A 13,190-nucleotide genomic window follows, 5' to 3' on the forward strand; every position below is an offset into this window, starting at 1 on the left:
ACTGTGACACCGTGTTCCTGATCGGGAATGGGGTCGTGCGCCGGGGCGCGTGCGCTGCGGGTATCGGTCCTTCCCTTGTCACCGCCCTTCCCCTGCCCATAAGTTGGCCGCTTGCGACGTGTCCTACTGCCAGTGGGGGAGCCTGATCATGGCCGCGAACGGACGGCACCGCAGATACCAGCCCAGCCGCATTAACCGTGCTTCGCTCACGGTGACGGCCGGAGGAGCGGGCATCGCGCTCCCGCTGCTCACCGCCGCTTCGGCGGGCGCCGCATCGGCCGATGTGTGGGAGAAGGTGGCCGCCTGCGAGGCGACCGGGAACTGGCACATCAACACCGGGAACGGCTACTACGGGGGGCTGCAGTTCACCCGGTCCACCTGGGCCGCGTACGGGGGCACCGCCTACGCCGCACGGGCCGATCTGGCGACCAAGGATCAGCAGATCGCCGTCGCGGAGAAGGTGCTCGAAGGCCAGGGCCCCGGCGCCTGGCCCACGTGCTCGGTGGGTGCGGGGCTGAAGCGGGGCGGCGACGCGCCCGACCTGCTCCCGCAGTCGCGCCCGGGTGCCGAGCCCGTCAGGAGCGCGCGCGCGAAGACTGCCGGTGCACCGGAGGAGACCGCCCGTGACAGGGCGGCGAAGACGTCACCGACGTCCCTGCCCGGCAAGCGCCACTCGTACACGGTGGCGCACGGGGACTCCCTCTCCGGCATAGCCTCCGCCGAGCGGGTACGGGGCGGCTGGCAGCGGCTGTACGCGGCCAACCGTGCGGTGGTCGGTTCCGATCCCGACCTCATCCTTCCGGGGCAGCGGCTGTCCCTCGATGTCGCCGGGACGCCGAAGGCGGCCCCGAGGCCGGCTGCGGCCGCCCCGCAGCGGAAGACCGCGGAGAAGCCGGCCCCGCGGCAGAAGGCCGCCGAGAAGACCGCACCCAGGACCGAGGCCCCGAAGGCCACGCGGAAGGCCGCCCCTGATCCCGCCACCCGGAGCGAGAAGAAGAAGACGGCCAAGCCGCATTCCGGATTCACCGCCCCCGTGGCGGCGCGGACCGGGACCCCGTACCACCAGGCGGGTTCGTGGTCGAGCGGCTATCACACGGGTGTGGACTTCCCCGTGCCCACCGGCACCTCGGTGAAGGCAGTCGCCTCCGGGAAGGTCGTCTCGGCGGGCTGGGCGGGAGCCTACGGCTACGAGATCGTCATCCGGCACAGCGACGGCAGGTACAGCCAGTACGCCCACCTCTCCTCGCTCCACGTCCGGGCAGGCCAGCAGGTGGGCGGCGGCCAGCGGATCGCGCGCTCGGGATCCACCGGCAACAGCACCGGTCCGCACCTGCACTTCGAGATCCGCACCGGTCCCGGCTACGGATCCGACGTCGACCCACTCGCCTACCTCAGGGCCGGCGGCGTCAGCGTCTGAACGGTGCCCGTCGGGTCCTCTAATTCACCCCGGCGCGCCCGGCCGGCAGCGGGCTGTCTCCCGTGGAACTCCACACGCCCGCTGCCGTGGTCCAGGGGGAGGGTCAAGGGCAGGGAGAGCGCGTTGGGCGCCGGAAAGGGATCCGGCAGATGCGTGCCCGAGCGGGCCGACGGCGAAGCCGGCTCCGGCAGTTTCGCCGTAAGAGGCGCGTCGGCCTCCTCCGCTCTGCCGTCCACGGGTGCCGGCACATGAGCCCCGTTCCTCGCGGGCTCCGGCGATCGTGTCCCTCCCGTGGCGGGGGCCTGCACATGAGCCCCGCCCTCCGTGTGCTCCGGCGCGTGCCGCTCGCGGCCGACCCGCTCCGTGGTCAGCAGCACCAGCCCGACCGCGGCCAGCGCTCCGCAGGCCAGGGCGAGCAGGGTTCCCGTCAGGCCGTAGCGGAACTGCTCCCCGAACAGGGTGATGCCGACGGCGGCGGCGACCACCGGGTTGACCACGGTGACCGTCGCCAGGGGCGCCGCGAGTCCCGCGCCCCGGTAGGCGGCCTGGGAGAGCAGCAGTCCCGCGGCCGCGAGTGCCGCGATCACCAGAAGGGTCGGCAGTCCGGAACGCACCGAGCCCGAGGTCCACTCCACCGCCACGGTCTTCGTGAACACCGATGCCATACCGAAGGCGATCCCCGCGCCGGTCGCCAGCACCACACTGCGCGGCATCGGCCGGTGCAGCCCCTTGGCGAAGACGAGCACGACCACCACGGCTCCCACGGTCGCCGTCGCCAGCATGAACTGCTCCGGCCCCGCCAGCGAGTGCGACCTGGCGCTCCCCGTCAGGGCCAGCAGTCCGGCCAGGCCCACCGTGGCCATCACCGCGCCACGCCATGCCGTTCGGCCGGCCCGGCGGTGCACGAACACCGCCGCCATGGGCAGCGCGAACACGATCGTCAGCGCACCGAGGGGCTGTACGAGGCTGAGCGGCCCGTACGCCAGTGCCACCACGTGCAGCAGCGCCCCGACGCCGTTGAGCCCCACAGCCACCCACCAGGTGCCGTTGCGCAGCGGTGCGTACGGGCGGCTGCCGTCGGCGGCGGCCACGCGCTCCTGGACGATCGCGCCCGCCGCGTAGGCGACCGCGGAGACCAGTGACAACAGCACGGAAAGCACGAGGGAACTCATGTACACCACGATGTCCCGTCGGAGCCGCCGCGTCGTCGTCCCTGAGGCGGCGATTCGGCGTACTGCTCCAGTAGTACGTACATCACTCCTGGGTCCTCCTCTCGACGGTAGTCCTCCTGGCCCGAGGGCTCAGAAGTTGACGCAAGAGGTGACGCTGTGCTGCTACGCCATAGCGCGAAGTGGTCGAAACGTCCGCAGATCACCCAGATCTGCGGACACGTGGTGCGGAGGGGCGGGGCGTGCGCTCAGGTACTGAGCTGGAAATCGGCCCGGATGCGCTTGCCCACGGGCACCCGCTCGGCGGTGAGGCGGTCGCAGAGCGCGACCACGATCTCCATGCCGTGACCGCCGAGACGTCCGGGGTCGGGGGAGTGGAGGACCGGGAGTGACGTGCTGGTGTCGTACACCGTGACGCTGATGCGCCGGGCGTTGCCTTCGAGTTCCAGCAGGTAGGGGCCGTGACTGTAGCGGTCCGCGTTGGTGATGAGCTCGCTGACCGCCAGCATCAGGTCGCTGCGCGTGTGCTCACCGAGGACGGCGAACCACTCCGAGACCAGCCGCACCAGGAAGCGGTCGGCGAGGGCGCGGGCCTGTGCGATGCACCCCGGCTCGCCGTCGAACACCTCGGCAGTGAGTAGAACATCGGAGGACGATGACCCCTGACAGGTCTCGTCCGGCCGTGAAGTGGCCTGTTCGTTCATGTGCTCCAGCCAAGGCGCCGCAGGGGAGGTCAGGGACCTCTTCTCGCCGTTCGTGTACCCGCGTCGAGAGATCCCACTCCGGAGGATCTCTCCAGATCTTACGCACGCGGCGGAAGCCGTACCACGCTCACGAAGAAGTCGTCGATCTGGCGAACCGCGCCGATGAACTGCTCCAGATCGACCGGCTTGGTGACGTAGGCGTTGGCGTGCAGTTTGTAGCTGCGCAGGATGTCCTCCTCGGCCGAGGACGTGGTGAGGACCACAACCGGGATCAGTGCGAGTTCGGGGTCCGTCTTGATCCGCTCGAGCACCTGCCTGCCGTCGTACCTCGGCAGGTTGAGGTCGAGGAGCACCAGATCCGGACGCGGGGCGTCCGCGTACTCACCCTGGCGGTAGAGGAAGTCCAGTGCCTCCTGACCGTCGCGCACCACATGGAGGGTGTTGCGGATCTTGTTGTCCTCGAACGCCTCGCGGGTCATCAGTTCGTCGCCGGGATCGTCCTCGACGAGCAGGACCTCGATGGGCTTTACGGCGTCGTTCACGAAGCGTCTCCGGACCGGGGGGGCAGTGCGGCGGGGGCCAGCAGCTCCGCCGTGGTGTGGGTGGGTGCCTCTGGAAGGACAGGCAGGGTGAAGTGGATCAGTGTGCCCTCGGCGGGCGCGGGGTCCAGCCAGATCCGGCCACCGTGGAATTCCACGATCTTACGGCAGAGGGACAGCCCGATCCCGGTTCCCTCGTACTCGTCCCTGCCGTGCAGCCGCTGGAAGATGATGAACACCTTGTCGGCGAACTCCGGCGCGATCCCGATGCCGTTGTCGGCCACCGTCAGGTGCCAGTTCTCGTCCTCGCGCACACACCCGACGGTGATCCGGCACGGTACGTCGGGCCTGCGGAACTTGACCGCGTTGCCGATGAGGTTCTGCCAGACCATGGTGAGGGAAGTGGAGTCGCCGAGCAGTTCCGGCAGAGGATCCTCGCGGACCACGGTGGCCCCGGACTCCTCGACGGCCAGGGTCAGGTTGGACATCGCCCGGTCCAGGCAGTTCCCGAGGTCCACGGGCTTCCAGGTCTGCTGCACCCTGCCCACCCGGGAGAACGTCAGCAGGTCGTTGATGAGCACCTGCATGCGCTTGGCGCCGTCGACCGCGAAGTCGATGTACTGCCTGGCGCGGTCGTCCAGCTCGGCGCTGTAGCGCTTCTCCAGCAACTGGCAGAAGGACGCAACCTTCCGCAGCGGTTCCTGCAGGTCGTGGGAGGCGACGTAGGCGAACTGCTCCAGTTCTGAATTGGACCGGCGCAGCTCCGCGGTCTGCTCGGCGAGCAGCGTCTCCCGTTCCTGGGACTCGGCCAGCTCGGCCACCAGGCGCAGGCGCATGTCCTCGGCCGCGGCCGCCACCGCCCTCACGTCCGACGGACCGCTCACCTCGATCCTGCTGGAGAAGGCACCCGAGCGCACGCGGTTGGACGCGGCGGTCAGCGCGTGCAGCGGCCGGCCCACCACGCGGTGCAGCAGCAGGCTCAGCGACACGACGGTCAGCACGAAGCCGATGACGAGAGCGACGAGGACCCGGTCGCGCGTCGTACGCGCGTCATCGAGATCGGCACGGGCGTGGTCCCGTGCTTCGTCCAGATGGCTTTGCTGGGCCGTGTACAGGACGCGCAGGGCGTCGAACTCCGCCTTGCTGCGCAGGATCGGGCCGGACGACGCACCGGTGGGCCCGCTCGCGCGCACGGCGGCGATGAGCGGCTCAGCGTGCTGGGTACGCCACTCCTGCGCTGCCTCGGCGATCCGGTCCAGGTCCTCGGTGTAGGGCTGCTGGTGGCCGATCAGCGTGCGGACCCTGTCCAGCCGCTCCTGTTCCGCCTGCCTGCCCGCTCTGTAGGGCTGCAGGAACGACTGGTCGCCGGTGAGCGCGTAACCGCGCACTCCGGTCTCCTGGTCGAGCAGCGAGTTCTGCAGCTGGAACGAGGAGGACCGGGCGGGCTGGATGCGGTCCACCAGGTCGGTGGTCCGGTCCGAGATGCGGGAGAGTACGAGCCCGCCGATGACGAGGCACCCGCAGACCACCACCACGAAACCCGCGAGGATCAGATGGACCCAGTTCTGCACCGACAGCCGCGCTATCGGACCGGGCCGTACGGCCGATGTCTCTCCGGTGGTCATGACGTGGCCCTCCAGCCCAGGTGGAGGACTGCGACGTCGTCCGCCAGCCCGCCGTACGGCGCCGCGCTCGCGGTGGCCCCCGCGACCAGTGAGTCCACGAACGCGCGTGGTTCCAGCGCTCCGTTCTTCGCAGCCATCGCCAGAAGTCCTTCCTCGCCCAGTCGTGACTTGGGCCCCGTACGCCCCTCGAAGAGGCCGTCGGTGAACAGGACCAGTTCGCTGTCGGGTGACAGCTCCAGCTCCGTGATCGCCCAGCGGCCCGCACCGGGCAGCAGTCCGAGAGCCATGCCCATGTCGGGCTCCACCCAGCCGACATCCGCGCCCCGCCGCAGGAGCAGTCCGGGGTGTCCGGCGCGCGCGACGTACACACGGTCCCTGCTCGGCGGGAACACCAGCGTGGTCACCGTGGCGAAGACATGGGGGTCCGACCGCTCGGCGACGAGTATCTCCTCCAGGAGACCGATCTTCTGGAGCTGGTTCACGCCGGTCAGCACCGCGGTGCGCCACGCCACCCGGAGACAGACCCCGAGGGCGGCCTCCGCGGCACCATGGCCCGACACGTCGCCGATCACCGCGTGCACCGCGCCGTCGGCGGTCTGCACCACGTCGTAGAAGTCACCGCTGAGCAGTCCGTGGGCGCGTCCGGCCTCGTAGCGGGCGGCGACTCGGAAGCTGTCGTCCAGCAGCAGCGGAATGGGCAGCAGCGCGCGTTCGAGCCGGGCGTTCTCCTGCTCGATCAGTCTGCTGGTCCGCATGGCGGCGGCCGATCGCTCGGCGCTCTTGCGCTGGAGGGCGTAGCGGACGGCACGGCTCAGGGCCTCGGGATCGATCCGGCCCTTCACGAGGTAGTCCTGGGCGCCGTGCGCCACCGCGGAGAGCCCGGTCTCGGACTCGGCCATCCCCGTCAGCACGACGATCGCGGCGTCCGGCGCCGATCCGACGAGCTGGCGGACGGCGTCGGGGCCGTTCACGTCCGGCAGGTGGAGGTCCAGCAGTACGCAGACCGGCGTGCGGCAGGCGAGCAGGAACCGCCGGGCCTCGGCGAGCGTCTTGCACCAGGTGAGAGGGGCGTCCAGCTCACTGTCCGTGAGCATCTCCTCGACGAGGAGCGCGTCGCCCGCGTCGTCCTCGACCAGGAGGAGAGTCGCGTCGATGTCCCAGAGGGACACCTCGGAAGGGGTGAGCGCCCTGTGCTGCTCCGGGATCCGGCTGAGATCTGCCACGCGCGCAGAGGTGTCCAACGGCTCGGTCACACTCCACTCCCTCCGACGGACGGCTCGGGACACCCACGGCCGTTTCGGCAGGAAGCATATGTGACCGGGACCGGCATCAGGCCGGGCCCCGGTCATTCGGATACGTACTCTCTGGGGTCAGGCTTCGACGCTCATACCGGCGCGCAGCCGCGTCACGATCCGGCTGAGGAGCCGGGACACGTGCATCTGGGAGACGCCCAGCTCAGCACCGATCTGGGCCTGGGTCATCTCCATGCCGAAGCGCATCTGGACGATCTTGCGCTCACGGTCGTCCAGCTGCTGCAGCAGGGGGGCCAGCGTGTGCAGGTTCTCGACGCTCTCCATGGCCGGGTCGTCCTCGCCGAGGACGTCGGCGTAGGCCCGCTGGTCGCTGCCCGATTCACTCTCGGCGCTCGGAGTGTCCAGCGAGCCGGCCGAGTAGCCGTTGGCCGCGACCAGACCCTCGATGATCTCTTCCTCGGAGAGGTCCAGGTGTGCGGCGAGCTCGGCGACCGTCGGGTCGCGGTCCAGCTTGCCCGACAGCTGCTCCTTGGCCTTGGCCAGTTCGACACGCAGCTCCTGCAGCCGGCGCGGCACGTGCACGGACCAGGTGGTGTCCCGGAAGAAGCGCTTGATCTCACCCACGATGTACGGCACCGCGAACGTGGCGAACTCCACTTCGCGCGACAGGTCGAACCGGTCGATCGCCTTGATGAGGCCGATGGTGCCGACCTGGATGATGTCCTCGGTGTCGTCCCCGCCCCGGTTGCGGAACCGCGAGGCCGCGAAGCGCACCAACGAGAGATTCATCTCGATCAGGGTGTTGCGCGCGTACTGGTACTCGTGGGTCCCCTCCTCCAGGGACTGGAGCCGGTCGAAGAACAGCTTCGACATCGCGCGCGCGTCCTGCGGGGCTACCTTGCCGGCGTCCTCGATCCACGGGAGAGCGGCCGCGCCGGAACCCTTGTCCGCCTCGTCGCACTGCGTCGCCGCCATGCCGATCGCTTCGGTGGTTCGCACTGCCGTCATGGTGTCGCCCTCCCTGGAACCCGATGTGGTGATCCGCGCGTGCCCGGCTTCGCGGATCTCATGCCTGCGAATCCCGAGGTCTTTCCACGCGTCCTCACATCCTCGGGCCGTCGGATGCCCGTGCCGCCATCGATCCCAGCGATTTGACACATTTCGAGCTGATTTGCTCCTCCTCTTTCCTGGTGGCGTGTGAGGACTGCCTCATTCCGGGCACGAGTGGTGTTCCCGGAGAGCAGAAGGAGGGGCCGTGAGCGATATCGGCGCGGCAGGGCAGAGGACGGTCACGACCAGGATTCCCGCCCGACTGGACAGGCTGCCCTGGTCCCGATGGCACTGGATGATCGTCATCGGGCTAGGCACCGTCTGGATCCTCGACGGACTGGAGGTCACGGTCGTCGGGAACATCGCCAGCAGGCTCTCGGAGGAGGGGAGCGGACTGGCCATCAGCGGTGCCCAGGTCACCGGCATCGCCGCCGCGCTCTATGTGGCGGGAGCCTGTAGCGGAGCGCTGGTCTTCGGCTGGCTCACCGACCGCTTCGGGCGCAAGAAGCTGTTCCTCATCACCCTCGCCGTCTACCTGGCGGCCACCGCGCTCACCGCGGTCTCCTTCTCAGCCTGGTGGTTCTTCCTCTTCCGCTTCCTCACCGGCTTCGGGATCGGCGGGGAGTACGCGGCCATCAACTCGGCCATCGACGAACTGATCCCCAGCAAGTACCGCGGGCGGGTCGACCTCATCATCAACGGCAGTTTCTGGCTCGGGGCGGTGGCCGGCTCCCTGCTCTCCGTGGTGGCGCTGAACACCGACATCTTCCCGAAGGACATCGGCTGGCGGCTCACCTTCGCACTGGGCGTCGTCCTCGGCCTCGTCATCCTGCTGGTGCGCCGCCACGTGCCGGAGAGCCCGCGCTGGATGTTCATCCACGGGCGCGACGAGGAGGCGGAGAAGCTCGTCGACTCGGTGGAGCACGAGGTCGAGGAGGAGACCGGGAGGGACCTGCCCAGGGCGGAACCCGCCATCACCGTCCGGCAGCGCGAGAGCGTCGGCTTCGGGCTCATCGCCCGGACGGTCTTCCGCTCGTACCCGAAGCGAGCGGTCCTCGGACTCTCCCTCTTCGTCGGTCAGGCCTTCCTCTACAACGCCATCACGTTCGGGTTCGGCTCGATCCTGGTGACGTTCTTCGACGTGTCCAGCGGTGCCACCGGCTACTACTTCGCTGTCATCGCGTTCTGCAACTTCCTCGGGCCGCTCCTCCTCGGCCGCCTCTTCGACACCGTCGGGCGCAAGCTCATGATCGCGGGGACGTACATCCTGTCCGGTCTGCTGCTCTTCGGGACCGCGGGGCTGTTCGGGGCCGGGTGGCTCACCGCCGTCACCATGACCGGCTGCTGGTGCCTCGTCCTCTTCGTGGCCTCCGCCGGGGCCAGTTCCGCCTATCTGACGGTCAGCGAGATCTTCCCCATGGAGACCCGGGCGATGGCCATCGCCTTCTTCTACGCCGTGGGCACAGCCGCCGGAGGCATCACGGGCCCGCTCGTCTTCGCGGACCTGACCGGGAGCGGTGTCGTGGGCGACACGGTCCTGGCGTTCTGCATCGGGGCCGCCCTCATGGTCGCCGCCGGACTGGTCGCCTCCTTCTTCGCGGTCGCGGCCGAGCAGAAGTCCCTGGAGGACATCGCGACCCCGCTGTCGGTCAGTGAGGGCAAGGGATGACGGCCGAACGGAACAAGGTCAGACTCATGGCAGACTTGACCGGGGCATTCGGCCCGTGGCGTGCCGGGCCCCACCGGCTCCCCGCCGGACCCCCTCCCCACCGAAGCCCCGCCGAAGCCCGGCGCCGGCGCGAGTGACGAGTGACAGAGGAACGGCAATGACGGTGACAGAGGACAGCCCGGAGTTCGCTCCCGGTATCGACGAGTTCGGTCCCGGTGTCGACCCGGACAGGCTGGCCGTCTGCCTGAGTGTGCTCGACGAGCTGAACACCATCGAGGTGGACCACCCCGACGCCGTCGCCGTACGCCGGGCCACCGCGGGCATCTACCGCACGGTGAAGCAGCGCCGGCGCCAGGAGCGGCGTGCCGCGAAGACGGCGCACGACAAGGCCGTCACCGAGGCCACGGCGACCGGCTCCGCCGAACGCATCGACGACGAGACGCAGGGCGTCCTCCCGTCCTCCTCGGCCACCGCCGAGATCGCCGGCATCCTCCAGCGCCCGCGCTCCTGCTACATCTGCAAGACCCGGTACGTCGAGGTGGACGCCTTCTACCACCAGCTCTGCCAGTCGTGCGCCAAGGAGAACCGGGACCGGCGCGATGCGCGCACGGACCTCACGGGACGCCGTGCCCTGCTCACCGGCGGCCGGGCGAAGATCGGGATGTACATCGCGCTGCGGCTGCTGCGCGACGGCGCGCACACCACCATCACCACACGCTTCCCCAACGACGCGATCCGACGATTCAAGGCGATGCCCGACAGCGACGACTGGATCCACCGCCTGAAGATCGTCGGCATTGACCTGCGCGACCCGGCCCAGGTCGTAGCCCTCGCCGACTCGGTCGCCGCGGAGGGTCCGCTGGACATCCTGATCAACAACGCCGCGCAGACCGTACGCCGCTCCCCCCAGGCCTACAGCGAGCTGCTCGGTGCCGAGTCGGCGCCGCTGCCCCCGGGGGAACTCCCCGCCGCCGAGGTCATCGGGACGTTTGGCAGCGGCACGGTCGACCGTGTGGCGGCCCTGCCCGCGGCGCGGCGGGAGGGCCAAGGGCTGAGTGCGCAGGACGTCACCGATCTCGCTCTGGTCACCGGGTCCGCCTCACCGGCGCGCATCGCCGCCGGCACCGCGATCGACGCGGGTGGTCTGGTCCCGGACCTGCACGACACCAACAGCTGGATCCAGACCGTCGAGGAGGTCGAGCCGATCGAGCTCCTCGAGGTCCAGCTCTGCAACTCCACGGCACCCTTCATCCTGATCAGCCGGCTGCGCCCGGCGATGGCCAGGACGGCGTCGAAGCGTGCCTACGTGGTCAACGTCTCCGCGATGGAGGGCGTGTTCGGCCGCGGCTACAAGGGCGCGGGCCACCCGCACACGAACATGGCCAAGGCGGCACTGAACATGCTGACCCGGACAAGCGCGCAGGAGATGTTCGAGAAGGACCGCATCCTGATGACGGCCGTGGACACCGGCTGGATCACGGACGAGCGTCCGCACCCCGACAAGATGCGCCTCGCGGAGGAGGGCTTCCACGCCCCCCTCGACCTCGTCGACGGCGCGGCGCGGGTCTACGACCCGATCGTCCGCGGCGAGGAGGGCGAGGAGCTGTACGGCTGCTTCCTCAAGGACTACGCGCCCGCCGGCTGGTGACCGCCGGGCCTCCCCGGCCCCTCCGGCAGCTCTGATTCCTCCCGCGTTTCTTGTCCCTCCCGCACCCTCGGCATCATCAGCGCCGCAGGTCACGCGGGTGTACAGGCGATCGGAGGCGGCCCCGAAATTGCGGGGCCGCCGCCGCTCTTGTTGGCTGAAAGTGACCCGGGCCACACGTTCTGTCGAGCGGGATCCCGCTCATTTGGTTAGTCTGGGGTGAACGGACGCCACCAAGGAACCCACAAACCTTCCTCGGCCGTCCCGGGACAGGTCTTTATGAAGCCCGACGTCCCGCCCCGTAACGGCGCCACCGCGACCGAACTGTTTCTGCCCCTGCCTCAGAGGGCGGTCGACACGGTTCTCACAGCCGCAGCGTCGCCACCGCCCCGGGGATACGCGACATGAAGGAGTCCGCGGTGACACCTGAGATGACCAAGAGCGAGACGCGCCCGGCCGACTCGGCCCGGGAGCGGACCGGCCGACCCGAGAAGCTCCGGAACATCGAGGTCTGGGCCCGGTCGGCCCCGATCAGGCTGGCTGGATACGAGGACGACCTCGCCGAGCCCCATATCCTGCCCGGCATCGACTGACCCTCGCGGTCGCCCCCCACAGCGCTCGGCTCCGGCCTCCGTCTCCGTGACGGGGGCCGGAGTCCTGTGAGCCCTGTCAGGCCGGCCCGTCGTCCGGCCGGAGCGGGACCGGCCGGGCCATCGGCCGCATGAAGTCGCGCACGTAGGTCCGTTCCCACCAGCAGCCGGTGGCACGCAGTTCCCGCAGGTCCGTGAAGCGGTAGTGGAAGACCCTGGCCCGGACGTGGGCGGGCGGCCCCTCGGGGAACGGGTTGTGGCCCAGGAGGCGCAGCGTGTCGCGGTCACCCCGCAGCAGGCGTTCGACGAACGGTCCGAACCATGGGCGCGCGTACGCGGGGGAGAGCGCCGCGAACCACATCATCCAGTCGAGCCGCAGGTGGTACGGGGCGAACTGGCGCGGAAGCCTGCGCGGGTCGCCGGGTTTTCCGCGGAAGCCGTATTCGAGCCAGCGCGTCCCCTCGTGGATCACCGGCTCGCGGGTCCCCTCGACCACCACCTCCAGTCGCATCCTGCTGATGCTCCCGAAGGCCCCGTAGGTGTTGACCAGGTGCAGCGGGTCGAAGGACCGGTTCATCGCCTGACGGCGGGAGGCGAGGTTGCGGGCCGGACGGTAGCTGAGCAGCAGGACGAGGACGGCGACCGCGAGGACCACGACCTCGTACCAGAGCGGTGGCGCGGCCTGCGCGGGCGGGGGGCCGGCGATCGGCGACCAGTCGACCGCGGCGAGGGCGAGCACGATCGTCAGCCAGTTCAGCCACGCGAAGTTGCCCGACAGGACCAGCCAGAGCTGGGTGACCACCATCAGCCCCGCCGCGCCGCTCGCCACGGGCTGGGGGGTGAACAGGAGGAAGGGCACCACGAGTTGGGTGGCATGGTTGGCCGCGGCCTCCACCCGGTGGACCGGTCTCGGCAGACGGTGGAAGAACCAGCTCAGCGGCCCCGGCATGGGCTGGGTCTCGTGGTGGAAATCCAGACAGGTCAGCCGTCGCCAGCACTCGTCCCCGCGGATCTTGATGAGTCCCGCACCGAACTCCACCCGGAAAAGCAGCCAGCGTAGGAGCCACAGGACCAGCACCGGGGCGGCCGTGTCCGCGTTGCCGAGGAACACGGCCAGGAACCCCGTCTCCAGCAGGAGTGACTCCCACCCGAAGCCGTACCAGACCTGGCCGACCTGGACGATCGACAGGTACAGCACCCAGGGCACGGCCCACAGGGCCATCGCACCACCCAGGGGGAGATGTCCGTCGGCCCCGGCCAGGAGGGCGAGCGAGACCGCGGCGCCCGTCCACGCGACCACGGCGAAGAAGCGGTCGGAGTAGTGCAGCCGGAACAGCCCCGGGGCCGCGCGCCACGGGGTCCTGCGCAGCAGGTCGGGCACGGGCAGCATGCCTCGGGAGCCGATCAGCGCCCGGAACTGGAGTGCTGCGGCGACGAACGCGACCAGGTACACGGCGGCCAGTGAGCGCTGGAAGACCAGCCTGCTCAGCCAGTAGCCGTCGGCGGTGAACCACTCCATCGCCCCCAGT

General features: G+C 69.8%; 11 protein-coding genes. 4 read left to right on the forward strand and 7 right to left on the reverse strand.

Going from position 1 to position 13,190, the window contains the following annotated elements; genetic code table 11:
- Nucleotides 1-148 precede the first annotated feature (148 nt).
- A complete protein-coding gene (locus ACFU5K_RS14265; protein ID WP_384060566.1) occupies nt 149-1,417 on the forward strand; it encodes a transglycosylase family protein in 1,269 nt (422 codons plus the stop codon).
- Here the strand turns inward: ACFU5K_RS14265 and ACFU5K_RS14270 are convergent.
- From ACFU5K_RS14270 to ACFU5K_RS14295, 6 genes are all read right to left on the reverse strand, one after another.
- Nucleotides 1,387-2,589 (reverse strand): DMT family transporter, encoded by a 1,203-nt coding sequence (locus tag ACFU5K_RS14270; RefSeq protein ID WP_384060567.1) that lies wholly within the window; start codon nt 2,587-2,589, stop codon nt 1,387-1,389. The two genes, ACFU5K_RS14265 and ACFU5K_RS14270, sit on opposite strands and share 31 nt — an antisense overlap.
- Before the next feature lie 245 nt (nt 2,590-2,834).
- The gene (locus ACFU5K_RS14275) at nt 2,835-3,290 is read right to left on the reverse strand and encodes an ATP-binding protein (protein WP_384060569.1); all 456 of its coding nucleotides are present in this window, start codon (nt 3,288-3,290) and stop codon (nt 2,835-2,837) included.
- A 98-nt stretch (nt 3,291-3,388) separates the two neighbouring features.
- Complete coding sequence (locus ACFU5K_RS14280) at nt 3,389-3,832, reverse strand: response regulator (protein WP_327112058.1); 444 nt, start codon at nt 3,830-3,832, stop codon at nt 3,389-3,391.
- Complete coding sequence (locus ACFU5K_RS14285) at nt 3,829-5,454, reverse strand: CHASE3 domain-containing protein (protein WP_384060573.1); 1,626 nt, start codon at nt 5,452-5,454, stop codon at nt 3,829-3,831. Before ACFU5K_RS14285 ends, ACFU5K_RS14280 begins: the two co-directional genes overlap by 4 nt.
- The gene (locus tag ACFU5K_RS14290) at nt 5,451-6,707 is read right to left on the reverse strand and encodes a PP2C family protein-serine/threonine phosphatase (RefSeq protein WP_384060574.1); all 1,257 of its coding nucleotides are present in this window, start codon (nt 6,705-6,707) and stop codon (nt 5,451-5,453) included. Before ACFU5K_RS14290 ends, ACFU5K_RS14285 begins: the two co-directional genes overlap by 4 nt.
- 117 nt (nt 6,708-6,824) lie before the next feature.
- Complete coding sequence (locus tag ACFU5K_RS14295; RefSeq protein ID WP_384060696.1) at nt 6,825-7,682, reverse strand: RNA polymerase sigma factor SigF; 858 nt, start codon at nt 7,680-7,682, stop codon at nt 6,825-6,827.
- Between the two features lie 280 nt (nt 7,683-7,962).
- On the opposite strand from ACFU5K_RS14295, the gene ACFU5K_RS14300 reads away from it, so the two are divergent.
- The 3 genes from ACFU5K_RS14300 to ACFU5K_RS14310 all read left to right on the forward strand — a co-directional run bounded on the left by ACFU5K_RS14300 (nt 7,963) and on the right by ACFU5K_RS14310 (nt 11,664).
- Nucleotides 7,963-9,426 carry an MFS transporter gene (locus tag ACFU5K_RS14300; RefSeq protein WP_384060577.1) on the forward strand — a complete coding sequence of 488 codons (1,464 nt, stop codon included), beginning with the start codon at nt 7,963-7,965 and terminating at the stop codon, nt 9,424-9,426.
- 157 nt (nt 9,427-9,583) lie between these two features.
- Nucleotides 9,584-11,074 carry an SDR family NAD(P)-dependent oxidoreductase gene (locus ACFU5K_RS14305; protein WP_384060579.1) on the forward strand — a complete coding sequence of 497 codons (1,491 nt, stop codon included), beginning with the start codon at nt 9,584-9,586 and terminating at the stop codon, nt 11,072-11,074.
- A gap of 401 nt (nt 11,075-11,475) precedes the next feature.
- Complete coding sequence (locus ACFU5K_RS14310; RefSeq protein WP_384060581.1) at nt 11,476-11,664, forward strand: hypothetical protein; 189 nt, start codon at nt 11,476-11,478, stop codon at nt 11,662-11,664.
- 76 nt (nt 11,665-11,740) lie between these two features.
- Here the strand turns inward: ACFU5K_RS14310 and ACFU5K_RS14315 are convergent, their stop codons facing one another.
- Nucleotides 11,741-13,180, reverse strand: coding sequence for a lipase maturation factor family protein (locus ACFU5K_RS14315; protein WP_384060584.1), 1,440 nt, complete (start codon nt 13,178-13,180; stop codon nt 11,741-11,743).
- Between the last annotated feature and the right edge of the window lie 10 nt (nt 13,181-13,190).

Source organism: Streptomyces sp. NPDC057428 (genome assembly GCF_042803195.1).
In the GTDB taxonomy this organism is placed as follows: Bacteria; Actinomycetota; Actinomycetes; order Streptomycetales; family Streptomycetaceae; genus Streptomyces.

What these genes read in the sequence shown, in the direction of transcription:
- ACFU5K_RS14305 (WP_384060579.1), top strand. Translation starts at nt 9,584, where the DNA reads ATGACGGTGACAGAGGACAGCCCGGAGTTCGCTCCCGGTATCGACGAG.
- ACFU5K_RS14270 (WP_384060567.1), bottom strand. Translation starts at nt 2,589, where the DNA reads ATGAGTTCCCTCGTGCTTTCCGTGCTGTTGTCACTGGTCTCCGCGGTC.
- ACFU5K_RS14315 (WP_384060584.1), bottom strand. Translation starts at nt 13,180, where the DNA reads ATGGAGTGGTTCACCGCCGACGGCTACTGGCTGAGCAGGCTGGTCTTC.
- ACFU5K_RS14295 (WP_384060696.1), bottom strand. Translation starts at nt 7,682, where the DNA reads ATGGCGGCGACGCAGTGCGACGAGGCGGACAAGGGTTCCGGCGCGGCC.
- ACFU5K_RS14275 (WP_384060569.1), bottom strand. Translation starts at nt 3,290, where the DNA reads ATGAACGAACAGGCCACTTCACGGCCGGACGAGACCTGTCAGGGGTCA.
- ACFU5K_RS14285 (WP_384060573.1), bottom strand. Translation starts at nt 5,454, where the DNA reads ATGACCACCGGAGAGACATCGGCCGTACGGCCCGGTCCGATAGCGCGG.
- ACFU5K_RS14265 (WP_384060566.1), top strand. Translation starts at nt 149, where the DNA reads ATGGCCGCGAACGGACGGCACCGCAGATACCAGCCCAGCCGCATTAAC.
- ACFU5K_RS14310 (WP_384060581.1), top strand. Translation starts at nt 11,476, where the DNA reads ATGAAGGAGTCCGCGGTGACACCTGAGATGACCAAGAGCGAGACGCGC.